A 23,531-nucleotide genomic window follows, 5' to 3' on the forward strand; every position below is an offset into this window, starting at 1 on the left:
CCATGTCGAATCTTCCCTCTGGGCTTCCTGAAAAAGCCAGTTCTCATAACGTCTTGCGATTGGCCGTCGTCGGCTCTGTGATCATCATGATCGCGGCCGGCGGGCTGTTCTACTATGCCTCCCGCGCCGCGATGCAAAAGCGCCAGGCTAATAACAGTGCCGAGACCCTCGTCAGCATTCATGCCCACAGCTGTGAGCCGAATGCGTTGACGGTACCTGCGGGACGCACCGCCTTTCGTATCGTCAACCGCTCCGAGCGCGCCGTTGAGTGGGAGATTCTCGACGGTGTGCTGGTGGTCGAGGAGCGCGAAAATATCGCGCCCGGCCTGAGCCAGGTGATCACTGCCAACCTGATACCGGGCGACTACACCATCACCTGCGGCCTGCTGAGCAACCCGCGCGGCACCCTGCATGTGACCCCCACCGCTGAATCCGACGCCAGCGCAAAGGCCCGGCCATCGATGGTCGCGTTTATCGGGCCGCTGTCCGAATACCGCGTTTATTTGAGCAGCCAGAGTTCAGCGCTGATCAAGGCCGTTGCCACCCTGCAACAGGCCATCGACGCCGCTGACCTGAATCAGGCGCAAGCGGCTTACCTGCAGGCCCGTATCGTCTATCAGCGGATCGCACCCGCCGCTCAGCGCTTTGCGGAGTTGGACAACGCCATCAACGCCCGCGCCGATTATTACGAAAAGCGCGAGGAAGACCTGGGCTTCACCGGTTTCCATCGCATTGAGTACGCCCTGTTCGATCAGCACAAAGTCGATGGCCTGGCGCTGACGGCGCAGCGCCTGCAAACCGACGTCACTGGCCTCAAGCAACAATTGATGGCGCAAACCATGGCCCCCGAGCAACTGGTTGGCATCATTACCCACACCATGCGTTCCCTGGCCGAAGTCCGCAGCAACGGCGAAGAAGAGCGCTACAGCCGTGCTGACCTGAGCGGTTTTGCCGCCAATCTGGACGGTACACGCAAAGTCATCGACCTGTTGCGTCCGCTCCTGACCAAGACAGCTGGCGAGCTGCTGCAAAGGATCGATGCGGCTTCAACGGCCTTTGGCGCTGAACTCGAGAGCTTGAAAACCGAGAGCGGCTACCGCTCCTACGATCAAGTCACGAATGGGCAGCGCCAACAGATAGCAGACAGCGCCAAAGCATTGGCCGACGCACTCGATGGAATCGATCCAGCCTTAGGCCTCAAGGGCCTCTAAGCAGTGTCCTTTCAGACCCGTAATAGAACGAAGACCTCATCACTATGAAAGATTCAGATATGTCCAACGCCCCGCTTTCAGCCCAACGTCGCCGCGTGCTTCTGGGACTCGGCGCGGCGGGTGCAGCATTGGCGGGTAGCAGCCTGAGCAGCAACGTTTTGGCGGCGTCCCAGGCGCAAGTCACCGAAGCGCCGCACAGCGAAAAGACCCAGGACCGTAACCTGTTCCATGGCCGTCACCAGACGGGCATTGTCACGCCTCGCCCGGCTGCGGGCATGCTCGTATCGTTCGACGTACTGGCTGCCGACCGCGAAGATCTGGAGCGTCTGTTCCGCACGCTGAACGAGCGTATTGCGTTCCTGATGACAGGAGGCGTCGTGCCGCAGGTCGATCCGAAATTGCCACCGGTGGATTCGGGCATCCTCGGTCCGGTGGTGACGCCGGACAACCTGACCATCACCGTGTCGGTCGGTGAGTCGCTGTTCGACGAGCGTTTCGGCCTGGCGTCGGTCAAGCCCACGCGCCTGATCCGGATGATTGGCTTCCCTAATGACGCGCTGGAGCCTGACCGCTGCCACGGTGACTTGAGCATTCAGTTCTGCTCCAACACCCCCGACAGCAATATTCACGCCCTGCGTGACATCGTCAAAAATCTGCCCGACTTGTTGTTGGTGCGCTGGAAGCAGGAAGGCACCGTGCCGGCTCAGGCCCCCGTCAAACCCGGGCAGCCCGCAGAGAGTGCACGTAACTTCCTCGGTTTCCGCGACGGTTCAGCCAACCCCGATTCCAACGATCAAAAAGCCATGGACTACCTGGTCTGGGTTCAACCCCGCAGCGATGAGCCCGCATGGGCTGTCAGCGGTAGCTATCAGGCAGTGCGGATCATCCGTAACTTCGTCGAGCGCTGGGACCGGACGCCACTGCAGGAACAGCAAGCGATCTTTGGCCGGGTCAAGACCACCGGCGCGCCGATGGATGGCAAGCAGGAGACCGACGTGCCGAACTACGTCGCCGATCCCCACGGCAAGCAGACTCGCCTGGACTCGCATATCCGTATGGCCAACCCACGCACCGCCGACACCGAACGCAACCGGATTTTGCGCCGTCCGTTCAACTACTCCAATGGCGTGAGCAAGAACGGCCAACTCGACATGGGCCTGTTGTTCATCTGCTACCAGTCCGACCTGGAAAAAGGCTTTATCACCGTGCAAACCCGCCTCAATGGCGAACCTCTGGAGGAGTACCTGAAGCCCATTGGCGGTGGCTACTTCTTCACGTTGCCCGGTGTCGTCGGCGATCAGGATTACCTAGGCCGGTCGCTGCTTGCAGCCTCCACACCGACGAAAACGCTTTGACCCACATTAATCTCACCCGGAAAAGTCCCATGAAAAAGTCGCCTCTCGTTGTGATGCTTACCTTTGGCTTGCTCCAGACTCCCTTGGCCGCCTTCGCCGCGACAGCGCCGCTGGATCTAGTGGGACCGATCTCGGACTACAAAATCTACGTCACCGAACAGCTTGATGAGCTGGGTAGCCACACTCAGCAGTTCACCGATGCCGTGAAAAAAGGCGATCTGGCCACCGCCAAAAAACTGTATGCCCCGACTCGCGTTTACTATGAATCCATCGAACCGATTGCCGAGTTGTTCAGTGACCTGGATGCGTCCATCGACTCCCGTGTTGATGACCACGAAAAAGGCGTCACCGCTGAAGACTTCACCGGTTTCCACCGCATCGAATACAGCCTGTTCTCCGAGAACAGCACCCAGGGCCTGGGCGAACTGGCCGACAAACTCAACGGCGATGTCAAAGATCTGCAAACACGCGTTGCCGGCCTGACCTTCCCGCCTGAAAAAGTGGTTGGCGGTGCGGCGGTGCTGCTCGAAGAAGTCGCTGCCACCAAGATTTCCGGTGAAGAAGACCGCTACAGCCACACTGACCTGTATGACTTCCAGGGCAACATCGACGGCGCCAAAAAAATCGTTGACCTGTTCCACCCGCAGATCGAAAAGCAGGACAAGGTGTTTGCCGCCAAAGTTGACAAGAACTTTGCGACGGTCAACAAAATCCTGGCCAAGTACAAAACCAAGGATGGCGGCTACGAGACGTATGACAAAGTCAGTGCAAATGATCGCAAAGCGCTGATTGGCCCGGTCAACACTCTGGCTGAAGACCTGTCCACCTTGCGTGGCAAGCTGGGTCTGAACTGAGAAATGCGCGCGCCTGCAACTAATGTAGGAGCGCGCTTGCCCGCGATCGACCCCGGCCTGTCGCGGGCAAGCGCGCCCCTATAAAACTGATTTTTAATCCTTTAAAAACAATTCGTTGGCGCTGGTCTTAATGTGTATATCCGGCATTTTGGTGTGCTGGAATTACGGTTTCGCTCTTACAGCGAGGAACCTTTTTCAAACGTCGGGACGCCGAACCGCAAAAAGGTACCCCAAAACGCTTGCCCCTCCATACGGATCCTCGCTTAGGCTCGGATTTCCCTCGCTCCAAATCCCAACAGCAGATCAAAATCTCTGTAGGAGCTTCAGAAGGCTGCGATCAACCGCGCAGCGGTTGCTTTAACTCCCGCTAAACCAGTTGTAGCCCTGGTCTTCCCAATACCCGCCCGGGTAGTCATTAGTCACGAACAGTTCGACGATGTGCTTGGGGTTCTTGAACCCCAGCTTGGTTGGCACCCGCACACGCAACGGATAACCGTAATCCGGTGGCAGTGCTACTTGGCCGAAATCCAGCGCCAGCAAGGTTTGTGGATGCAGCGCGGTCGGCATGTCCAGGCTTGAGTAGTATTTGTCCGCACATTTAAACCCGACGAATTTTGCCGTGGTGTCCGCGCCAATGTGTTCCAGAAACGTGCGCAAAGGGACCCCGCCCCATTGGCCAATCGCGCTCCAGCCCTCGACGCAGATCAGCCGCGTGATGTCGGTGCGTTGTGGCAGCGTGCGCAAATTCTCCAGGGTCCAGGGTTGCTTGTCCCGCACCCGCCCGGAAACCCCCAGGCGATAAGTGGAAAGATCGACCTCGGGCACGTTGTATTCGGGGTAGAACGCATTGAACGGGAACGGATGGGTGACCTTTGCCAGATCGTAGGTCGGCGCCAGACGTTGACCGCTGAACAGCCAGGCCTGAACCCGGTCGTTCCAGCGCGACATGGCCCACAACGTTTTGTCCACAGCATCGTCACTCTCCAGGTTGCAGCCGGTGAGCATCGACATGGCGCCAATCGTCAACCCGGCGCGCAGAAACGAGCGCCGTTGAATATTGATCAGTTGGGTCTGCTGCGCCGGTTCCAGGCGCAAGCGGGGTGGCCGCTGCTTGGGTTCAGTCATTGGAGTTCTCCCGAGTGCCACCGGTAATCATCGGCACAAATGTACGTGGCACCAGCAGCACCAACACCAAATGGACGACGACGAACGCACCGATCCCGGCCATGGCGCCAAAATGCACAAAACGAGCGAAGTCGTACCCGCCCAGCAAGCTGCACAGCACCTGCAACTGGACCGGCTTCCAGATCGACAGCCCGGACAAGACCACCAGCACGCCCAGCGCCAATACCAGCCAATACGACAACCGTTGCACGGCGTTGTAGCGCCCCTGTTGGTGAGCCAGACGAAAGCGCAAGGCATCCCCCAGATCACGTCTCACGGCGCTGACTGAAATCGGTAACAAATCGCGCTTGAAGTGCTGACTGAACACGCCGTACAGCACGTAAGCCAGACCGTTGAACACCAACAGCCACATCAGCGCCAGATGCCAGGCGATGGAGCCACCGAGCCAACCCCCAAGCGTTATCTCGCGGGGGAAGCGGAAAGAGAATAAAGGTGAAGCGTTGTAAATGCCCCAGCCGCTCATGAACATGCCAACCATGCCCAGCGCGTTGAGCCAATGCGTAAGCCGCACCGGCCAGGGGTGGATACGTCGAGTGCTCATGGCGGTCTCCTGCGGTGTCTGATCCGACGCCCTCGCTCTGCATTACATCGGCGGTGTGAAACCATCTTTGCCCACTGCAATGCCGCGCGCGGATTTACCGTCATCGGCCGGGAACAGAACGATCTTGGCACCGGCTTTCAGTGCGCTGCGCTCGCCAGGTTGAACGTAGGCGATAGGCACGTCTTCGGGTACGACCAGTTGTTTTTCGCCGCCCTTATAGAGCACGGTCAAGGTGCGACCATTGGTTTTTGCCAGCGTGCCAACCGTGCCGTTGGTCATGGTACCGGTACTGCCGTCGGCATTTTCCCAACCGTAGTGGCCTTCACCGCTGCCTTTGAGGCTAGCTTCGAATACGGTAACTTCCAATGCTTTCAACGTGCCGTCAGCCTGCGGCGTGGCCGCCGAACCGATAAAGCTGTCAGCCTTGATCGAATCCAGACTGGTTTTGGAAATCGAGCGGATCGCGGTCTTGTCGGTCAGGCCGATGCTCTGATGCTGGCCCGCACGGTTGGTGAAATTCAACGTATCAGCCTGGACGCTGTCGACAGTGCCGCGCATGGGCTTGACCACTGGCATGTCGGCGGCCTGGGTCATGACTGCGGCGCTGAGCAGAAGCAAGCCGAACGTGGTGGACAGTGCATTCTTCATGTCGATACCTGGTTGAGTGAGTTCGCAGCCATCATCACCCCTGAACCCGCACGGCAGCATGACCGCCGAATGACATTTTTGTCATTCGGCGCAGGTCGATCGCGCATGACAAAAATGTCACCAACACCCGCATGGCACTTGGTTAAACTCCAACCCTGCCCAACGCTCCTCGTTGGAAACGCTCCAGCCTGTGTGAAGAACGTGGAGACCCAACGGTGCATATCCTGCTCATCGAAGACGACACCAAGACCGGCGAGTACCTGAAAAAGGGCCTCGGCGAGTCGGGTTATAAAGTCGACTGGACCCAACACGGCACCGATGGCCTGCACATGGCCCTCGAACAGCGCTATGACTTGATCGTGCTCGATGTGATGCTGCCAGGCATCGATGGCTGGCAGATTATCGAAGTGCTGCGCGCCAAACAGGATGTGCCGGTGCTGTTCCTCACCGCGCGCGATCAATTGCAGGATCGCATTCGTGGCCTGGAGCTGGGCGCCGACGACTATCTGGTAAAACCGTTTTCCTTCACCGAGCTGCTGCTGCGCATCCGCACCGTGCTGCGTCGGGGCGTGGTCCGCGAACCGGATCATTTCCATGTCGCCGATCTGGAGCTGGACCTGCTGCGACGCAGGGTGACTCGCCAGCAACAGGTGATCGTCCTGACCAACAAGGAATTCGCGCTGTTGCATCTGCTGCTGCGCCGCGAAGGCGATGTGCTGTCCAGGGCACAGATCGCCTCGGAGGTCTGGGACATGAACTTCGACAGCGACACCAACGTGGTCGATGTCGCGATCAAACGTCTGCGCAGCAAGATCGACCTGCCCTACCCGGTCAAACTCATCCATACCGTGCGCGGCATCGGTTACGTCTGCGAGGTGCGGCCATGCGGTCCCGACGCCAACCATCCCTGACCCTGCGCACCACACTCGCGTTCGCCCTGGTGGCGATGCTCACCGTGGCTGGCGCCGGCCTGTATCTTTACGTATCGATAGAACGGACCGTGATGCAGCGCAGCGACCATGCCGTGCTGGCCCGGCTCGATCATTTTCGCAAACTGCTGCGCTACGACCTGACCCTGGACAAACTTGAGAGCAGTCCGCAACTGTTCGAAAACATGCTCGACAGCGAAGAAGACATTTTCATCATCGGTGAACCGGGCAAACCCCCCGTGATTTCGGTCAATCCGTCGCACGCGCCGCTGCCACAGGTGCCGGTGGTCGGTCAGGATCAAGCCCTCAGCGACGCCGACCTGCGCAGCGGGATGAGCCTGGAAGGCGTGCCCTTGCGCGCCGCGTCCGTGCAGGCGCTGTCGGGCAACACCGAGGTGCACCTGCTGGCCGCCCATGTGATGGTCAAGGAAATGGCCATGCTCGCCAGCTTCAGGCAGCGCATCTACGTGGCCATGACCCTGGCTTTCGTCATCGCCGCACTGCTCGGTTATCTGTTGTTGCGCCGTGGTTTACGCCCGTTGCGGCGAATGGCGGCACACGCGGCCGACATCACCCCGGCGACGCTCGACAGCCACAGAGGCCGCCGTCTGGACAGCCACGACACACCCGTGGAACTGCATCAACTCAGCGACGCTTTCAACGCCATGCTTGATCGCCTGGCCGACGGTTATCAGCGGCTGATGCAGTTTTCCGCAGACCTGGCCCATGAGATTCGCACACCTGTTGGCTCACTGATGGGGCATTGTCAGGTTGCATTACGCCAGGCCCGCAGCGTGGATGAATATCAGGCGTTGCTGGCCTCGAATCTGGAGGAACTGGAACGGATTTCCCGACTGGTCGAAAGCATCCTGTTCCTCGCCCGGGCTGATGAAGCGCAAGCCGTGCTCGAACGTCAGCCGCTGGATCTGGAGGACGAACTGCAACGCGTCGCCGGCTATTTCGAAGGGTTGGCAGAAGAGCGTCAATTGCACATCCAGACCTCCGGCGGCGGGACCTTGAACGCTGACCCGATCCTTCTGCGGCGGGCGTTGAGCAATCTGGTGGCCAATGCCATTCGGTACGCCGATGCGGGCAGCGAGATTCTGGTGCACGTCGACAGCCACGATGGCGAATGGCTGATCCAGGTGGAGAATCAGGGCCCGGTGCTGGCGCCCGCGGCCTTGACCCGGTTGTTCGACCGCTTCTACCGCGGCGACGCTTCACGCCATCAACGCTCCGACTCCAATGGCCTGGGGTTAGCCATTGTCGCCGCGATCATGCATTTGCATGGTGGACGCGTCACCGTCGCGCAACCGGTTGCCGCCCGGATTCGGTTTACCCTGGTCTTTCCGGCTTGACCCTACTCAAGCCTTCTTGTCATGGGCAATCGTCAGTTTGTAGAACGTCGCCGCGCCGCCTTCGGTGGTGTAGCCCGTGTTGTCCTGAATGTAGACGCCTGCCTTGAAGTACAAAAGCCGGGTGCTCCAGGATGAATCGAGGGCTGCGGTCCAGGCGTGATCGAATGCGTTGACGGTCAGGTTGCCGTTGGGCGTCAGGTGAATGGTGTAGGTGAAGCGCTGATTCATCGGCACTTGCTCGGCAATGATGATGACCTCAGGCTCCACGCCGGGTGCGCGCCGAAACTTGACGACAATGTTGCCGGTCTTGAGCTTTTCCTTGTACTGGTATTCGAGCTTGAGCAGCGGCTCTGCGCTCTGGTAACAGTGAATCTGACCAATCACGATTTTGCCCGTCGAGGGCACCTGACTCACCAACAGCGCCGCACGCAGGACGTTGTCTGCCTGGGGAAATTTCCAGTTACTGACGCTGCCATCGGCCTTGGTCTCGCGCAGTTCTGTCCGGGGATATATCGCATTTTCGGTTTTGGAGCCGGTCACCGGCGCCCAAAAGAACAAAGTGTCCCCCGAGCGGAAGTAACCATCCTGATAACCACCCACCAGTGTCGGCGTATCGACGGTGACGGCGGGAGGACCGACAGGGACGGAGAGGTTCCAGGTGGCGAGATCGATCATTTTCAACTCGGAGGGGTGCGGCTTGCGCACCAGCAAGGACGGATCGTTAAAGGTGGTGTGCAACCACCCAGCGGTGTTGTCCTTGCTATCGGCTGAATCAATGATTGGTGAAACTCAATCGCCAGCCTAATGACGTCAATAAACAGGCGATCCACTGCAAGGCCACTATTAAGGCATCATTTGATGGCGACATCAGGATGAATCAAAGGTTCACCACAGCCTGCATTAATAAAGGACCGAGGTCCGAAACCCTGTGTCATTTTTTTGAATGAGCGCGTGACAAAGGCGCCCAATACCGTTTTTTATTACCGACAAGCGGTAGTCATTTACTCAGAATCCACTGCTCTTTTTGCCAGAGCAAAGCTCTGGACCGGGCATCTTGCGCATGAATGGGGATGATCACAACGTCACTGAGGTGGGTGCCCACGCACGTCAGCCGTGTGTGACTGCCTGAACATGCAAGATGACGGTTGACGGCACAGCAACAGTGTTACAAACTATTTATAGTTAGCAAGCTAATAATGTGACTTCAAACTATTATCACTGGCAACGCCATGACTCTCGATATTCTCCAAATGAGCATCAGCCGCGGCATCGTGGCAGCGTCCCGTCACTGGCGGCGCATCTGTCACACGACGCTCGTCGACTACGGCATCTCAGAAGCGTGCGCGATGCCTTTGCTGATGATTCTGCGCTTGGGTGACGGTGTGCGCCAAGTGACGGTGGCCCAGGCCGCAGGGATGGAAAGTCCTTCGCTGGTGCGCTTGCTCGATCAACTATGTGCAGCTGGCGTGGTCTGCCGCACCGAGGACCCCACTGACCGTCGTGCCAAATCCTTGAGCTTGACCGAGAAGGGCCGCGAGCTGGCGTTGTCGATTGAAAATGAATTGCTTCGTCTGCGCAGGGACGTGCTCAAAAATGTCGACATCGCAGATCTCGAAGCCACCCTGCGGGTGCTGAAAGCATTTGAAGATGCGGGCCATCACAACACGGTGTGGGCATCTTGAGCGGTTTTTTTACCGGCGTACCGCCAGCACGTGCCTGGTTCTATGGCGTGCGTACCTTCGCCGCCTCAATGATCGCGCTGTATATCGCATTGATCATGGAAATGCCTCGGCCTTATTGGGCCATGGCGACGGTCTATATCGTTTCCAGCCCCTTTGTTGGCCCGACCAGTTCCAAGGCGCTCTACCGGGCGCTTGGAACCTTTGTCGGCGCGGCGGCGGCGGTTTTTTTCGTACCCTTGTTCGTGCAGACCCCGTTTTTACTGGCCATCGTGATCGCCCTCTGGACCGGGACCTTGCTGTTCCTCTCGCTGCACTTGCGCACGGCCAACAGTTACGCACTGATGCTCGCGGGCTACACCCTGCCACTGATTGCCTTTCCGGTTGTGGATAACCCGCTGGCGGTGTTCGACATCGCGGTTTCACGCACTGAGGAGATTTTCCTCGGGATCGTCTGTGCCGCCGTGGTGGGCGGCATGTTCTGGCCGCGCCGACTGGCTCCGGTGATGCTGGGTGCGGCTGGCAACTGGTTTACCGACGCCACCGCTTACAGTGAGCTTTTTTTGGCGCGCACTCAGGCCCCGGAAGACATTGGCCGCCTTCGCACCTCGATGGTTGCTACGTTCAATACGCTGGAACTGATGATCGGTCAGTTGCCTCACGAAGGTGCGCGACCTCAGACAATGCGCAACAGTAAAGAACTGCGCGGACGGATGATTCACCTGTTGCCCGTTGTCGATGCACTCAACGACGCCCTTTTGGCTCTGGAAAAACGCACCCCCGAACAGGCCGAACGCCTGGCGCCGCTGCTGGCAGAGACCTGCGCCTGGTTGCACAGCACCCGCGAGGGCGCGCCGGTCGAACATTGGCAGGCGCTGCGCGATCATCTGGAGCGCTTGCAACCCAGCTCGGCGCAGCTGGATGATCGGCATCAATTGCTACTGTCCAACGCCCTCTACCGACTCGGCGAATGGATCGACCTGTGGCAGGACTGCCGCAGCCTGCAACATGCGTTGCGCACTGACGACCAATCCTCGTGGCGCGCGGTCTATCGACACTGGCGTCTGGGCCGGCTGACGCCGTTTTTTGATCGCGGGTTGATGCTGTATTCCGTGTTTTCCAGCGTCACCGCAATCATCGTCGCGTCAACGTTGTGGATTCTATTGGGCTGGACCGATGGCGGCAGCGCGGTGATTCTGGCTGCTGTGGCGTGCAGCTTCTTCGCCGCCATGGACGACCCCGCACCGCAGATCTATCGCTTCTTTTTCTGGACAGCGATGTCGGTGCTGTTCGCCAGTCTCTATCTGTTCCTGGTGCTGCCCAACCTGCATGACTTCCCGATGCTGGTGCTGGCCTTTGCCATCCCCTTTATCGTCATCGGCACCTTGACCGTGCAGCCGCGTTTCTACCTGGGGACCCTGCTGACCATCGTCAATACGTCCTCATTCATCAGTATTCAAGGCGCCTACGACGCCGACTTCCTGGCCTTCGTCAACACCAACCTGGCGGGGCCGGTGGGGCTGTTATTCGCGTTTGTCTGGACCCTGGTGGTACGCCCTTTCGGCGTTGAATTAGCCGCCAAGCGCCTGACCCGTTTCAGTTGGCGCGACATTGTCACCCTGAGCCAGCCGGCGACACTGGCCGAGCATCGACGCATGGGCGTGCAGATGCTCGACCGCCTGATGCAGCATTTACCGCGTCTGACCATCACCGCTCAAGACACCGGGGTTGCCCTGCGTGAACTGCAGGTCGCCCTCAACTTGCTGGATTTGCAGGCGTATATCCATCGGGTACACGCGGTGCCCCAAACGCTGCTACAACAAGTGATTGATGAGGTCGGCGTTTATTTTCAGGCCTGTCTCAAAGCCCACCAACGCTTGCCCGCGCCCAAAGGTCTGTTGATGACCATGGACCGCGCGCGGCGCTCGTTGACCGCGCAATGGATGGACGACGATCCAACCCGCACCCACCTCCTGCATGCGTTGAGCGGTCTGCGCCTGGCGCTGCTGCCTGGCGTCGAAATCGTGGCCGCAGGTAAAACCGAAGAACAACCGCCCTATGGCATCGACGGAGCGCCTTTATGATCGGTGATCTGGATATCAGCGGGGTGATCGTGCCCACGCTGATGGTACTGATGGGCATCACGTATTTGCTTTATCTAGTGGTGCACGCACTGCTGACACGCGCCCACTTCTATCGCCTGGTCTGGCACCGGGCATTGTTCAACGTAGGTCTATACGCCGTGTTGCTCGGCGCTGTGGATACTCTCAGTCGATACCTGATGAAATGAAAAAACCCTTACTGACATTGGGCCGAGTGGTCCTGACCCTGCTTATCGTGACCTTCGCCACTGTCGTGGTCTGGCGCATGGTGATGTATTACATGTTTGCGCCCTGGACCCGCGACGGTCGTATTCGCGCCGACGTGGTGCAGATTGCGCCAGACGTTTCCGGCCTGATTCAGAAGGTCGAGGTGACCGACAACCAGGTGGTGACCAAGGGCCAGGTCCTGTTCACCATCGACCAGGACCGCTTTCGTCTGGCCCTGCGTCAGGCCAAGGCGACGGCGGCCGAACGCCAGGAAACCTATGAACAGGCCCGTCGTGAAAACAAACGCAACCGGGGCCTGGGCAATCTGGTCGCCCAGGAACAACTGGAAGAAAGCCAGTCCCGCGAAACGCGTGCATTGTCGGCCTTGAGCGAGTCACAGGTTGCGGTCGATGCCGCACAACTGAACCTGGACCGCTCGGTGATCCGCAGTCCGGTGGACGGTTACCTCAACGACCGCGCACCGCGTTCGCAGGAGTTCGTCACCGCTGGCCGTGCCGTTCTGTCGGTGGTCGACGGCACCTCGTTTCATATCGACGGCTATTTTGAAGAAACCAAGCTGTCTGGCATCCACATCGGCCAGGCTGTAGATATCCGTGTGATCGGTGATAGCGCACGCTTGCGCGGTCATGTGCAGAGCATCGTCGCCGCTATCGAAGACCGTGATCGCAGCAGCGGCACCAACCTGCTACCCAACGTCAACCCGGCGTTCAGCTGGGTGCGGCTGGCACAACGGATTCCCGTGCGAATCGCCTTCGACAGCGTGCCGGATGACTTTCGCATGATCGCCGGGCGCACCGCGACGGTGTCGATCATCGAGGACGCTCACCCTCAGGAGACCGCGCAATGAGACAAGGCGCACGTCTGGCGACCGTAGGCCTGGGTTTGCTGTTGTCCGCCTGCCAGATGGTGGGGCCGGACTATCATCTGCCCAAGGACGCCGCACTGAACCGCCCGGATTTGCAGGGCGAAATCGCGGGTCAGGGTGCCAATGCGATGTCAACGCCGGTACCGGCAGATTGGTGGCGACTGTATCAGGACCCTCGGCTCGATGAGCTGGTACGTCAGGCCATGGCCTCCAACACCGACCTGCGGGTAGCGGCCGCCAATCTGGCCCGGGCCCGGATGCAAGTGGAGGAAGCCCAGTCTTTGGGAGGATTCCACAGCGGGGTAAAAATGGGCGCACAACGCTTGCAGGAATCGGGTGAAGCCTTTCTGTTGGCCGATAAAGTACCCGTGGCCAATGTCGGCGACATCGGCATCAGCACCTCTTACCAGTTCGATCTGTTCGGCACCCTGCAGCGCGGCATCGAAGGCGCACAAGCCAATGCCGATGCGACCCAGGCCGCAGCGGACACCGCGCGTATTACCCTGGTGGCCGACGTTGTGCGTGCCTACACCCAGGTCTGCGCCGCCAATGAAGAGCAGAACATCGCTCTGCATTCACTGGACCTGCAACAGCAAAGCCTGACCATGACCCAGCGCCTGCGCGACGCGGGGCGTGGGGATGAAACCCAAGTCACTCGCTCACAAACCCAATTCAAATCCCTGCGCGCCGAATTGCCACGCTACAACGCCGCTCGTCAGGCCGGGCTGTTTCGCTTGTCGATGCTGCTGGCCAAACCGCTGGCACAACTGCCTGCTGGCGTGACGACATGCGCTGAACTGCCCCACATCGCGCAGCTCATGCCCGTCGGCGACGGTGCCGCATTGCTCAAACGCCGACCCGATATTCGGCAGGCAGAGCGTCGACTGGCAGCCGCCACGGCAGATATCGGCGTGGCCACCGGTGCGCTGTACCCGGACATCAGCATCGGCGCGAGCATTGGCACCGTGGGTATTCTGGAAAACCTCGGCAAGCCGGCCACCAATCGCTGGGGCTTTGGGCCCTTGCTGAGCTGGACGGTGCCATCGAACGGCTCCCGTGCGCGGGTCCACGAAGCCGAAGCCTCGACCCAAGCCGCGCTGGCGCATTTCGATGGCGTGGTGCTCAACGCGATCCGCGAAGCCCAGACCGGTCTGGCGCAATACACTGCCTTGCTGGAACGGCGCGATGCCCTGGCCGACGCCGAGCAGTCGGCACGGCAAGCGGCCGATCAGACTCACCGCTTCTTCCAGGCTGGCCGCGCCTCATTCCTTGCCGACCTTCAAGCTACGCGCACCTATACTGATGTCCGTGCCCAATTGGCCTCGTCTAATACTCAAGTCGCCATGGGCCAGATCGATCTGTTTCTGGCATTAGGCGGGGGCTGGGAGAACGGCCGCACGGCAGTGGTGAATAAATAACCGACATCACCGCCTTTCCCGGCCCGGTTTGAACCTGCACGTGATCCTGCTGCCAGACTAAATATCACCCACTGATTGTAGGAGATCATATGCAAACCCTCGAATTGGCTGGTTCATCCGTCCCCGTCATCGGCCAGGGCACCTGGCAGATGGGCGAAGATCCGCATCAACGAAAACAGGAAGTGGCCGCGTTGCGTTTGGGCATCGAACACGGCATGACCCTGATCGACACCGCTGAAATGTACGCAGAAGGCGGTGCCGAGGAAGTGGTCGGCGAAGCCATCACCGGGCAGCGCGACAGCGTGTTTCTGGTCAGCAAGGTCTACCCGCACAACGCCAGCCGCACCGGTATAACGGAAGCGTGTGAACGAAGCTTGCGGCGCCTTGGCACAGAACACATCAACCTGTACCTGCTGCACTGGCCCGGCCAACACCCGCTGGAAGAAACCGTCGAAGCCTTTGAACGCCTGCGCGAAGCCGGCAAAATCGGTGGCTGGGGCGTCTCCAATTTCGACGTCACCGACATGGCGCACCTGGCCAACCCGGCCTGCGCAACCGATCAAGTGCTCTACAACCCCGAACAACGTGGCATCGAATTCGACCTGTTGCCCTGGGCACAGATCCACCTCATGCCGCTGATGGCCTACTGTCCCATCGCGCAGGCCGGGCACCTGCTGAAAAACCCGGTGCTGCAGGACATTGCTGTCCGGCATGACGCCACCCCTGCGCAGATCTGCCTGGCCTGGGTGCTGCGCAATAAGGGCATCATCGCGATTCCCAAAGCCGTCAAGCCCGAGCACATACGCCTCAACGCTGCCGCCGCACAGTTGACCCTGACCGCAGAAGACTTGCACGCCATCGACAGCGCCTGGCCTGCGCCCACTCGCAAGCGAGTGCTGGCGATGGTGTGAGCCGCCGCTTAAGCGGTCACGGACACACCCGACTATCCGCCGAACAGCCTCATCAGCGTGCGGCGGATTACCACGGGAGGAAGCACTACACCATTGGGTCGCGATCAACGTCTTGGTAGACCCCCGCGATATCAGTATTGTCTGGCCGCGAAGGGATCATCGCCAGTTGCACTTTGACGTTATTCTCTTTATGAGCCCTCCAGCGCTTGAGGCTCGCCTCAAACGCTGGCGACTGCGCAGCATTGCCATAAACATCGGGCGGTTTTAGTTTGGTGGCGTTCAATTTCCCCACGCGGCCAATGGTCGTATTGAGGCGATATCTTTCTGCTGCAAGGCGGGTTGTTGTATGACTTGAATCCGCGTCGAAACTACGTGCATTACTGCTCATGGGCGTATTTGCATATCGCAGCGTCCTCAATGGATTCTCAACCGGGATCCCAGAGACTGGAAGACTTTTCGCCATCACTGAACGTCACCGGTATGAAATGCTGCTGTTTCCCATGTTGCCGATAAGGCTCGCCACCCATACGTCCAAGCCCAAAACCGAACAGCAGCCAGCCGTAGGGAAACTTCCTCGGACGGCAATCAGAATGATTTCGCCATGATGGCTAACAAACGCCTGGGTTTCGGTACCCCCGATCAATTCCGGGTCGGTGTAGAAGTGCAGCTTGGCCGGAGGTTCCTAATTAAAACGGGGGTCTCGAACTTAAAAGCACTTTTCACTCACAATTGAAGGACCCACTTCATCATAGTCTTTACGGGTAATCCACATTGTTTGAAAGGTGCTGAGCGAAGCCAGTATAGAGCCACCGACCCAAACGCTGTATTTACATTCAGATGGTGCAACAACCCTAATTTTTATGGAGGAAGGTGCTAGCGCGATGATTTCCTTTTGTAGCCTTTCAGCCATGCCCGAAAACAGTGTAGAGCCACCACTTAAAACGATATTGCTAAAAAGATCTTTTCGAATATCAACATCGCACTTCATGATGCTGTAAAAAATCATCTCATGAATTCCTGAGACTTCGGATCCAGTTAGTGAAGGTGTAAACAACACCTCCGGGCACCGGAAACGTTCGGTACCCACAGTGATTTTTTGGCCATCTGCCAGTTCATACCATTTCTGAAGACTGCTGGAGGTCGCTGCGCCTTCCATTTCAGCCTTAAAATCCACTGCGACGTAACACAACTTCTCTTTGATCTCCTGGACAATTGAAGACTCTGCCTTTGTGGCAAAAGAGTAGCCGCTTTCTGACAGTATTGTAACCAGGTAGTCCGTCAGGTCTCGCCCTCCAGTGTCCGTCCGCAAGATTGAGTGAGGTAACGCATAGCCTTCGTAAATCGGAACAGCATGAGAAACACTATCGCCCACCTCCAAAACTATCCCCGTTGTATGTCCTGAGGCATACAGAGCCAAAACCGCTTGAGTCGAGAGATAACAAGCACGGCAATTAAATACCTCAAATAATATTTTAACCACTTTCTCCCGGTTACCACGTGGGTTAAGCGGCGGCTCCGTACAGAGTATTTCATACTCGGCAGGGTTCACTTTTAATACGCTGTCAAATACATGGCGTAGAATGAACTCGAAATCGTCCCAGTCATTGATAAAGCCATGCTCTACCGGGTAGCTAAGTTTCAATGTATCCCTTTTAGCTAGCGCTTCCTCACCCACGTACACTGCCTTTTGGTTTGCATCAGCCGCTTCTGGCCTGCCTACTACTGTGGGAAATACCGTTGGACTGTCTTCACCGGCGAAACCTACCTTCATCGTGCTACTGCCAATATCAATAACTATCGTCCGTATTTCTTCACTCATGATGTATTGCTCCTATTATTTAATAATGGCCGGCAGTCGCAATGATATTTGCATTAGCCCCCCAGTGATTGAGCGTATGGTCGTCATCATGCTGCCCGTTGCTCGCGTACAGTTTCTCCAATAAGATTTTTGCCGTCTACTGTCATATATGACAGTGACCTATTCTCTTTTCGAATACTTTCTTATCTTTTTATAGTCATATTTATGAATGCTTTTGAGCATTCCGAATTCCGTGATCTGATCTGCCGCGGCCAGCGACCCGTCCGGTAGTTGACGACCTCTCGTCAACTACCGGTAGGCAATAGCCCCCGGTGTCAGAATAGTTATTGCCTCTGCGAATTTTCTTGAGAAATCATACCGGGGGCGGAAAGAGATTGGCCGTGGCGTACTGTTCATCCGAACGAAAAACCGCATTGCTCAAGAAACCCCGGCGTCCGCCGACCTCTAGGTACGGCCTTGAAGGACAGGGATGTCTTTGCCGCACCCATTCCCCGCGTGGAATGCCTTATCCCTGGCCATGAGACACACCCCATGTTTTTGCAAAAATCCCTGAGAGCCCAGATTCTGGCGTTGCTCGGTGGCAGTCTGTTGGCGATCCTGCTGATCGCGCTGGCCTGTTTTCATTTCCTTTCCAATGGCCTGCAGAACTACAAAGGCCTGATTGACGGACCGCTGCACACGTCCCAACTGATCGATGAGGCCAACCTCCAATTCAAAATTCAGGTGCAGGAATGGAAGAACGTCCTCCTGCGTGGCAAGGAACCGGCAGAGCTGAATAAATACTGGGGACAATTCGAGGAGCGCCAACATGAGGTGCAAGACATCCTTGGGCGCCTCGCCAGCCAGACGACCCCCGAGCTGAAAACCCGAATCGATAAACTGCGCGAAGCCCATCGGGTGTTGGGCACTGCTTACCAGAAAGGTCGCGATGCGTTTGTAGCCGCTAACGGCGATCCTGTTGCAGGTGACACGGCTGTCAAAGGCCTGGATCGGGCCGCCAGTGAACAAATGAGTGAGCTGGTCGCCCAATTGCGCGAACAGGGCAGCCAACAATCCGAGCACATCAGCGCGGACGCAAATCAAACAATTCTCCTCGGCACTGCGGTGATGCTGGTGTCCGGGCTGTTGATCGGACTGCTGAGCCTGTGGCTGGTCAACCGCAATCTGATCGATCCAATCCGACGATTGATCGAATACGTCGCCCAACTCAGCCAGGGTAAATTCGGTGAGCGCGTGAGCACCGCGCGTCAGGATGAGCTAGGCCGTCTGGCCGTGGCCGCCAACACGCTTCGGGACTTTCTGGCAGAGACCTTCAACCGTTTGAAGGGCAGCGCTACGGACCTGGATGGCGCCAGCAGTGAGTTGAATGCGATTGCACAACTGATCGCTCAGGGCACCAACGAGCAGTTCGAGCGGACCGATCAGGTCGCCACGGCGATGAACGAAATGTCCGCCACAGCACAAGAAGTGGCCCGACACGCAGCACAGGCGGCCGCTGCGGCGGACGACGCCGACCGCAGCGCCCAGCAAGGCGAACAGGTCATGCAGACAACCATTGCCGCGATTACTCACATGCGCGGCGAGATATCCAATACGGCCTCAGTCATTCGTCAGTTGGAAACCGACAGCGGGCGGATTGGCAAAGTACTCGAAGTCATACGTGGTATCGCAGAACAGACCAACCTGCTGGCCCTCAACGCGGCCATTGAAGCGGCGCGCGCCGGCGATGCAGGACGCGGGTTTGCCGTCGTCGCCGACGAAGTCCGCAGCCTGGCACAGCGCACTGCCGCCTCCACTGCCGAGATCAATCAAATCATCCACACCGTACAGACCGGCGCCCTCGACGCAGTGAAAGCGATTGAGGGTGGCCAGTCTCGCAGCGAAGAAAGCGTCGAGCAGGTCACCGAAGCGGGCCATATGCTGCATCGCATCACCGAAGCGGTCGAGGCGATCCGCGACATGAACCGACAGATCGCCACGGCTGCCGAAGAGCAAACCTCGGTCGCCGAGGACATCTCACGCAACCTGGTAGAAATCACTCAGATCGCCAACACCAACCAGGACAATGTAAAGCGCACCGAAACGGCCAGCCGTAACCTGCACAGCGTGTCGGGTCAGTTGAATGAGGTGACTGCGCGGCTGAGTGCCTGAGACACCGACTGAACTGTAACAAAACTGTCAAAACAGATTGCCATGATGCGGCTTTAGCAATCCTGTGTCCCTGACAGGCGTATTCAGGTCAGCGAGCATTCATGAACAACAGCATCGTGCACAACCATCAGGATTCAGACCTGTTCGGCTTGATCTATGGGTTTCGTTTCCGCCCCGGCGAGCGGGGTCGGGAAATCGATTCGGCCGCCGCCCTGGAATGTCTGCACACCCCGGGCGACCCTGAAGAGTTCATCTGGCTGCACCTGAACCTGGCCCATGCAGGTTGCCAGCGCTGGATGAAGTCACACCTGGAACTGCCGGAAGAGTTCTTCGAAGCCCTGCATGAAGGGTCGCGCTCGACCCGCATCGAACACATCGATTCGTCGCTACTGGCAGTGGTCAACGATGTGGTGTTCAACTTCGGCATGGTGTCCTCGGACATCTCCACCTTGTGGGTCTGCACCCGCAGCCACATCATGATCAGCGCCCGCTTGCAGCCTCTGCATTCGGTGGACAGGCTGCGTCACTCGGTAAAACGCGGGGAGTGTTTTCGCTCGCCGCTGGAGCTGCTCGTGCATTTGCTGCGCGATCAAGGCGAAGTTCTCGAACAGATTGTGAGGAAAACCACGGTCAGCGTCGATCAGATCGAAGACCAATTGTTGTCTTCACGCCTGAGCGATAACCGCGCCGACCTGGGTGCCATGCGCCGGGTGCTGGTGCGCCTGCATCGACTATTGGCCCTGGAACCCAGGTCCCTGTTGCGCCTGCTCAACCGCCCACCGGCCTGGTTCCAGAAAGAAGACGTGCAAGAGTTGCGTAAATCCACCGATGAATCCGCACTGGTGATCAGCGACCTCACCGCGCTGGGCGAGAGGATCAAGCTGTTGCAGGAAGAAATCGCCGCCAAGCTCAACGAGCAGAGCAGCCGCACCCTGTTCACCTTGACCGTGGTCACCGTGCTGGCGCTGCCGATCAATATCATCGCCGGCTTCTTCGGGATGAACGTCGGCGGCATTCCACTGGCCACTGACCCCGAAGGCTTTTGGGTCCTGGTGGCGTTGGTTGCAACGTTCACCCTGATCGCGGGCCGCTGGGCCTTTCGCAAACGCGATGATTACTGAAGCGCGCAAGCATTCAACTGCACCGCTGGCGTTACGGGCTGTTCACTCAGCGGCTTTGATCGGCTCATCTCGGGGCTGATCGTCATCAGCCGGATCAGGCGGTACTTCGCCGCTCTGGCGGGTGTCGATGCTCACCACCACCGACATCCCCGGCCGCAAGCGTTTGGCCAAGGGTTGATCAGGGTCAACGACGATCCGCACCGGTATCCGCTGGGCAATCTTGACGAAGTTACCCGTGGCATTGTCCCCGGGCAGCAGGCTGAACTCCGAGCCTGCTGCCGGCGAAATTCGCTGCACCCTGCCCTGCATCTTCTGATGATCAAGGGAGTCGACAGTGAAGGTTACCGGCTGACCGAGACGTACGTTGGCCATCTGGGTTTCTTTCATATTGGCGATGATCCACAGCCGATCCGGCACCAGCGCCATCAGTTGCGCCCCCGAATTGACGTAAGCGCCCAACCGAACGCCGATCTGCCCCAACTGACCATCACGCGGGGCTGTAACCCGCGTGTTGGACAGGTCGATACGCGCCAACTCGATGGCGGCCTCGGCATTGGCCACCGACGCCTCCAGCGAGCCACGATTGACGATCACGGTTTGCAGGTCCTGACGGGAAATCTCCAGCGAAGCTTGTGCCTCGGCGACGGCGGCGACAGCTTGGGCATTGTCTGCGCGGCTCAGGTCAAGGTCGCGCCTGGACACTGAGCCATCAGCGACCAAATCCTCGTTACGGCGCAAATCAGCGGCGGTCTTGCGGCCTTGCGCAATGGTGTTGGCCAGCGCGGCCTGTCGCAGGAGGATGGTCGCCTCGGCACTGCGGCGCTGCTGCAGGTTGTTGGCCAGCGCCGCTTTCTGCACCGCCAGTTGGGCCAGCGCCTGATCCAGGTGCTGCTTGTAGATCCGGTCATCGAGGCGCACCAACACATCACCGGCCTTGACGAACTGGAAGTCCTGCACGGGCACCTCAAATACATACCCGCTGAGCTGAGGCCCGATGATCGTCACCTGCCCCCTGACCAACGCGTTTTCCGTACTCTCGATGGCACTGCTGAACGGCGGCAGTTGCCAGGCGTAAAGCACGATCAATACGCCGATGAGCGCAATCGAGCCAAATATCAATGAAGAGAAAATTCGCACCCGCAACGGACGCGGCTGAGTACTCGGAGGTGCCGTGACGGGCGCCGGCGGTGGGCCTGAAGAGGCCGCTGGTGTGGCGCTTGCCGGGGTATTGGGCTCAGTCATGAAAGTTCAGCGCCACTGGAGGGATCGGAGGACGTCGTTGTCGGGGCAGGAGCGATTTTTTCGGTGGTCATTTTCAGCCAGAGACTGCGCAGGAAAATCCAGATAAGGGTCAGCACTGCGATCAACGCGATCATCATGAATATATCGTTGTAGGCGAGAACATTTGCCTCACGGGTCGCCGCCGCCGCAAGGGTGCGAATCCCCTGATTGGTACGCAGCGACGGGTCGGCAATGGCGGAGGCATAACTGCCGCTGGAGATTTGCAGGCGCGACTGCACCTGGGCATTGATCAACGTCAGGTGTTCGACCATGTGACTGGAGTGAAATTTCTCGCGCACAACCTGCAGCGTGCCCAATGCCGCCGACCCAATCAGCCCGCCAAGGCTTTGGGTGATACCGAACAACACCGAAAAGCTCACCAGATTACGCGGGTTGCCAATCACCCCGCTCATCCCCTGCACCAGGGTCGGACCGAGGAAAAAGGTACCCCCGAAGGCCAGCAGAAACTGACTCAGGTACATATTCTCGGGCCGGGTCAGATTGGTCGAACTGCTGTCCATCCAGGCACCCACGGCCATTGCCGCCAGCGAAATGATCACCGGCTTGAACAGGTGCTGCGGATCGATGGTCAGCGCACTGGCCGCCAGCCCCACCACGCTGCCCAGCAACATCACCAGATACAGGCTGTGCATCTGCTGGCTGCTCATGTTCAACACCTGCAGAAAGCCCACCGCGCCGATGGACTGCTCCGACAACACGATACGAATCAACATCACGGCCAGGCCCAGACGAAGGATTCGGCCGCTGCCCAGCCAGCGGGTGATCAGCAAGGGATTGGTGCGGTTATGTTCGATCGCCAAGCCGGCAAGGACCAGCGCGATCGATGCCGCCGAGGCAATACCGATCCACGGCGCCTCGAGCCACCAGTCAATCCGTCCCAGCGACAGCACGGCGCACAACAAGGCAAAACCACTGGCGAGCAGGCCGAAGGTGAGAAAGTCGAGTGTTTCAAACGCCTTGAACCGGTCGCCCGGGGGCAGTTTGAGCAGGAGCACGCAGCCCAGTGAGAGCAACGCCATGCCCAGTTCAAAGAGATAAAGGCCGCGCCATTCAGCGATTTGCAACAGGTCTTCGGACACCAGTCGCGCCAGAGGAATCGCCAGTTGCGCAGTGCCCAGGCCGAGGACCAGCGCCTTCATTCGCCATTTCTGCGGGAAGGCCTGAATCATGTAGTACAGCCCCAACGAACTGAGTGCCGCGCCGACCATACCGTGGGCCGCACGCACGGCAACCGCCGACCCCAGATCGTTGACGAACAGATGCGCGAACGTCACCAGCGCATACAACACCAAAAACACTTCAGTGAATGCACGCAAGCCAAACTGCTGGCGGAACTTCACCAGCAGCAAGTTCATCGACACGTTGGTCATGACATACGCGGCGGGCAGCCAGGCAATTTCCGCAGTCGTCGCACCCAAAGCGCCTTGCAGGTACGGCAAATTGGCAACCACCAGTGCATTACCCAGACCGCCGGTCAACGCAACGATCACACCGACAATTGCAAACGCCCAACGTTTGCCCGTCGAGTGCAACGGCGTGGACGGGGAACCAGGCAGTGCCGGGCGCTCGTGGGGCGCCCAATGGCGAGGGGTGTACTCGTTCATCGAGTGGACCTGATGGAGTATCTCCTCAAATGTTCATGAACCGAGCGAGTCCAGATCAGTAAAGCGCGCAGTTAATGCGTAGTAAACCGTAGGACAGGAGTTCTTGCCAGCGTTGGGTGAAACCGATTGAAACGAGCCTTGGACTCGCTGATTCCACGCGCTCAGGAATACCCGGCAGCTTTTTTTATTCCGCGATCCGACATTCGGTTTGAACATTACGCGCGCACCGCACATCACAGTTATTACCCCT

General features: G+C 58.5%; 21 protein-coding genes and 1 pseudogene. 14 read left to right on the top strand and 8 right to left on the bottom strand.

Annotated features, from left to right (window positions below):
• The first annotated feature begins 2 nt into the window (after positions 1-2).
• The 3 genes from efeO (K0F75_RS08510) to efeO (K0F75_RS08520) are packed head-to-tail and all read left to right on the top strand — an operon-like array spanning position 3 to position 3,420.
• The gene (gene efeO / locus K0F75_RS08510) at positions 3-1,211 is read left to right on the top strand and encodes an iron uptake system protein EfeO (RefSeq protein ID WP_219061435.1); all 1,209 of its coding nucleotides are present in this window, start codon (positions 3-5) and stop codon (positions 1,209-1,211) included.
• A gap of 44 nt (positions 1,212-1,255) precedes the next feature.
• Entirely contained in the window at positions 1,256-2,566 is a 1,311-nt protein-coding gene (gene efeB / locus K0F75_RS08515; RefSeq protein WP_219061436.1) for an iron uptake transporter deferrochelatase/peroxidase subunit, read from the top strand.
• Between the two features lie 29 nt (positions 2,567-2,595).
• Positions 2,596-3,420 (top strand): iron uptake system protein EfeO, encoded by an 825-nt coding sequence (gene efeO, locus K0F75_RS08520; RefSeq protein WP_219061437.1) that lies wholly within the window; start codon positions 2,596-2,598, stop codon positions 3,418-3,420.
• 357 nt (positions 3,421-3,777) lie between these two features.
• Here the strand turns inward: efeO (K0F75_RS08520) and K0F75_RS08525 are convergent, their stop codons facing one another.
• From K0F75_RS08525 to K0F75_RS08535, 3 genes are read right to left on the bottom strand one after another with little or no spacing between them, the layout of a single operon-like run.
• Entirely contained in the window at positions 3,778-4,545 is a 768-nt protein-coding gene (locus K0F75_RS08525) for a molybdopterin-dependent oxidoreductase (protein WP_219061438.1), read from the bottom strand.
• Entirely contained in the window at positions 4,538-5,146 is a 609-nt protein-coding gene (locus tag K0F75_RS08530; RefSeq protein ID WP_219061439.1) for a cytochrome b/b6 domain-containing protein, read from the bottom strand. Before K0F75_RS08530 ends, K0F75_RS08525 begins: the two co-directional genes overlap by 8 nt.
• Before the next feature lie 42 nt (positions 5,147-5,188).
• Complete coding sequence (locus tag K0F75_RS08535; RefSeq protein WP_219061440.1) at positions 5,189-5,794, bottom strand: hypothetical protein; 606 nt, start codon at positions 5,792-5,794, stop codon at positions 5,189-5,191.
• Positions 5,795-6,009: 215 nt separating this feature from the next.
• Here K0F75_RS08535 and K0F75_RS08540 point away from each other — a divergent pair, with 215 nt between their 5' ends.
• On the top strand, positions 6,010-6,705 hold the full coding sequence (locus K0F75_RS08540) for a heavy metal response regulator transcription factor (RefSeq protein WP_219061441.1): 696 nt from the start codon (positions 6,010-6,012) through the stop codon (positions 6,703-6,705).
• Entirely contained in the window at positions 6,678-8,081 is a 1,404-nt protein-coding gene (locus tag K0F75_RS08545; protein WP_219061442.1) for a heavy metal sensor histidine kinase, read from the top strand. Before K0F75_RS08540 ends, K0F75_RS08545 begins: the two co-directional genes overlap by 28 nt.
• A 6-nt stretch (positions 8,082-8,087) precedes the next feature.
• On the opposite strand, the gene K0F75_RS08550 is transcribed toward K0F75_RS08545, so the two are convergent.
• A complete protein-coding gene (locus K0F75_RS08550) occupies positions 8,088-8,756 on the bottom strand; it encodes a polysaccharide lyase family 7 protein (protein ID WP_219061443.1) in 669 nt (222 codons plus the stop codon).
• A 554-nt stretch (positions 8,757-9,310) separates the two neighbouring features.
• On the opposite strand from K0F75_RS08550, the gene K0F75_RS08555 reads away from it, so the two are divergent.
• The 6 genes from K0F75_RS08555 to K0F75_RS08580 all read left to right on the top strand — a co-directional run bounded on the left by K0F75_RS08555 (position 9,311) and on the right by K0F75_RS08580 (position 15,284).
• Entirely contained in the window at positions 9,311-9,763 is a 453-nt protein-coding gene (locus K0F75_RS08555; protein ID WP_219061444.1) for a MarR family winged helix-turn-helix transcriptional regulator, read from the top strand.
• Positions 9,760-11,844, top strand: coding sequence for an FUSC family protein (locus K0F75_RS08560; RefSeq protein ID WP_219061445.1), 2,085 nt, complete (start codon positions 9,760-9,762; stop codon positions 11,842-11,844). The genes K0F75_RS08555 and K0F75_RS08560 overlap by 4 nt, the downstream gene beginning before the upstream one ends.
• Complete coding sequence (locus tag K0F75_RS08565) at positions 11,841-12,050, top strand: DUF1656 domain-containing protein (protein ID WP_219061446.1); 210 nt, start codon at positions 11,841-11,843, stop codon at positions 12,048-12,050. The genes K0F75_RS08560 and K0F75_RS08565 overlap by 4 nt, the downstream gene beginning before the upstream one ends.
• Positions 12,047-12,937 carry an HlyD family secretion protein gene (locus tag K0F75_RS08570; protein ID WP_219061447.1) on the top strand — a complete coding sequence of 297 codons (891 nt, stop codon included), beginning with the start codon at positions 12,047-12,049 and terminating at the stop codon, positions 12,935-12,937. The genes K0F75_RS08565 and K0F75_RS08570 overlap by 4 nt, the downstream gene beginning before the upstream one ends.
• Positions 12,934-14,373 carry an efflux transporter outer membrane subunit gene (locus tag K0F75_RS08575; protein ID WP_219061448.1) on the top strand — a complete coding sequence of 480 codons (1,440 nt, stop codon included), beginning with the start codon at positions 12,934-12,936 and terminating at the stop codon, positions 14,371-14,373. The genes K0F75_RS08570 and K0F75_RS08575 overlap by 4 nt, the downstream gene beginning before the upstream one ends.
• A gap of 89 nt (positions 14,374-14,462) precedes the next feature.
• Positions 14,463-15,284 (top strand): aldo/keto reductase, encoded by an 822-nt coding sequence (locus tag K0F75_RS08580; RefSeq protein ID WP_219061449.1) that lies wholly within the window; start codon positions 14,463-14,465, stop codon positions 15,282-15,284.
• Positions 15,285-15,369: 85 nt separating this feature from the next.
• Here the strand turns inward: K0F75_RS08580 and K0F75_RS08585 are convergent, their stop codons facing one another.
• Positions 15,370-15,672 (bottom strand): hypothetical protein, encoded by a 303-nt coding sequence (locus K0F75_RS08585; RefSeq protein ID WP_219061450.1) that lies wholly within the window; start codon positions 15,670-15,672, stop codon positions 15,370-15,372.
• Positions 15,673-15,990: 318 nt separating this feature from the next.
• Complete coding sequence (locus tag K0F75_RS08590; protein WP_219061451.1) at positions 15,991-17,103, bottom strand: actin family protein; 1,113 nt, start codon at positions 17,101-17,103, stop codon at positions 15,991-15,993.
• A 1,107-nt stretch (positions 17,104-18,210) separates the two neighbouring features.
• Here K0F75_RS08590 and K0F75_RS26200 point away from each other — a divergent pair.
• The 3 genes and pseudogenes from K0F75_RS26200 to K0F75_RS08600 all read left to right on the top strand — a co-directional run.
• A pseudogene (locus K0F75_RS26200) lies at positions 18,211-18,321 on the top strand (hypothetical protein); the annotation flags it as partial.
• A 228-nt stretch (positions 18,322-18,549) separates the two neighbouring features.
• Positions 18,550-19,254, top strand: coding sequence for a methyl-accepting chemotaxis protein (locus K0F75_RS26205; RefSeq protein WP_374028621.1), 705 nt, complete (start codon positions 18,550-18,552; stop codon positions 19,252-19,254).
• 101 nt (positions 19,255-19,355) lie between these two features.
• Positions 19,356-20,375 carry a transporter gene (locus tag K0F75_RS08600; protein WP_219061453.1) on the top strand — a complete coding sequence of 340 codons (1,020 nt, stop codon included), beginning with the start codon at positions 19,356-19,358 and terminating at the stop codon, positions 20,373-20,375.
• 42 nt (positions 20,376-20,417) lie between these two features.
• Here the strand turns inward: K0F75_RS08600 and K0F75_RS08605 are convergent, their stop codons facing one another.
• Together K0F75_RS08605 and K0F75_RS08610 are read right to left on the bottom strand one after the other, a co-directional pair.
• Positions 20,418-21,617, bottom strand: coding sequence for an HlyD family secretion protein (locus tag K0F75_RS08605; RefSeq protein ID WP_219061454.1), 1,200 nt, complete (start codon positions 21,615-21,617; stop codon positions 20,418-20,420).
• Positions 21,614-23,281, bottom strand: a complete 1,668-nt coding sequence (locus K0F75_RS08610; RefSeq protein WP_219061455.1) for an MFS transporter — start codon at positions 23,279-23,281, stop codon at positions 21,614-21,616. The genes K0F75_RS08605 and K0F75_RS08610 overlap by 4 nt, the downstream gene beginning before the upstream one ends.
• Positions 23,282-23,531: the final 250 nt, after the last annotated feature.

The organism is Pseudomonas sp. UMAB-08 (genome assembly GCF_900095225.1).
Lineage (GTDB): Bacteria > Pseudomonadota > Gammaproteobacteria > Pseudomonadales > Pseudomonadaceae > Aquipseudomonas.

What these genes read in the sequence shown, in the direction of transcription:
- K0F75_RS08585 (WP_219061450.1), bottom strand. Translation starts at nt 15,672, where the DNA reads ATGAGCAGTAATGCACGTAGTTTCGACGCGGATTCAAGTCATACAACA.
- efeB (WP_219061436.1), top strand. Translation starts at nt 1,256, where the DNA reads ATGAAAGATTCAGATATGTCCAACGCCCCGCTTTCAGCCCAACGTCGC.
- K0F75_RS08600 (WP_219061453.1), top strand. Translation starts at nt 19,356, where the DNA reads ATGAACAACAGCATCGTGCACAACCATCAGGATTCAGACCTGTTCGGC.
- K0F75_RS08580 (WP_219061449.1), top strand. Translation starts at nt 14,463, where the DNA reads ATGCAAACCCTCGAATTGGCTGGTTCATCCGTCCCCGTCATCGGCCAG.
- K0F75_RS08535 (WP_219061440.1), bottom strand. Translation starts at nt 5,794, where the DNA reads ATGAAGAATGCACTGTCCACCACGTTCGGCTTGCTTCTGCTCAGCGCC.
- K0F75_RS08570 (WP_219061447.1), top strand. Translation starts at nt 12,047, where the DNA reads ATGAAAAAACCCTTACTGACATTGGGCCGAGTGGTCCTGACCCTGCTT.
- K0F75_RS08605 (WP_219061454.1), bottom strand. Translation starts at nt 21,617, where the DNA reads ATGACTGAGCCCAATACCCCGGCAAGCGCCACACCAGCGGCCTCTTCA.
- K0F75_RS08530 (WP_219061439.1), bottom strand. Translation starts at nt 5,146, where the DNA reads ATGAGCACTCGACGTATCCACCCCTGGCCGGTGCGGCTTACGCATTGG.
- K0F75_RS08525 (WP_219061438.1), bottom strand. Translation starts at nt 4,545, where the DNA reads ATGACTGAACCCAAGCAGCGGCCACCCCGCTTGCGCCTGGAACCGGCG.
- K0F75_RS08610 (WP_219061455.1), bottom strand. Translation starts at nt 23,281, where the DNA reads ATGAACGAGTACACCCCTCGCCATTGGGCGCCCCACGAGCGCCCGGCA.
- efeO (WP_219061437.1), top strand. Translation starts at nt 2,596, where the DNA reads ATGAAAAAGTCGCCTCTCGTTGTGATGCTTACCTTTGGCTTGCTCCAG.
- K0F75_RS08575 (WP_219061448.1), top strand. Translation starts at nt 12,934, where the DNA reads ATGAGACAAGGCGCACGTCTGGCGACCGTAGGCCTGGGTTTGCTGTTG.
- K0F75_RS08550 (WP_219061443.1), bottom strand. Translation starts at nt 8,756, where the DNA reads ATGATCGATCTCGCCACCTGGAACCTCTCCGTCCCTGTCGGTCCTCCC.
- K0F75_RS08565 (WP_219061446.1), top strand. Translation starts at nt 11,841, where the DNA reads ATGATCGGTGATCTGGATATCAGCGGGGTGATCGTGCCCACGCTGATG.
- efeO (WP_219061435.1), top strand. Translation starts at nt 3, where the DNA reads ATGTCGAATCTTCCCTCTGGGCTTCCTGAAAAAGCCAGTTCTCATAAC.
- K0F75_RS08545 (WP_219061442.1), top strand. Translation starts at nt 6,678, where the DNA reads ATGCGGTCCCGACGCCAACCATCCCTGACCCTGCGCACCACACTCGCG.
- K0F75_RS26205 (WP_374028621.1), top strand. Translation starts at nt 18,550, where the DNA reads ATGTCCGCCACAGCACAAGAAGTGGCCCGACACGCAGCACAGGCGGCC.
- K0F75_RS08555 (WP_219061444.1), top strand. Translation starts at nt 9,311, where the DNA reads ATGACTCTCGATATTCTCCAAATGAGCATCAGCCGCGGCATCGTGGCA.
- K0F75_RS08590 (WP_219061451.1), bottom strand. Translation starts at nt 17,103, where the DNA reads ATGAGTGAAGAAATACGGACGATAGTTATTGATATTGGCAGTAGCACG.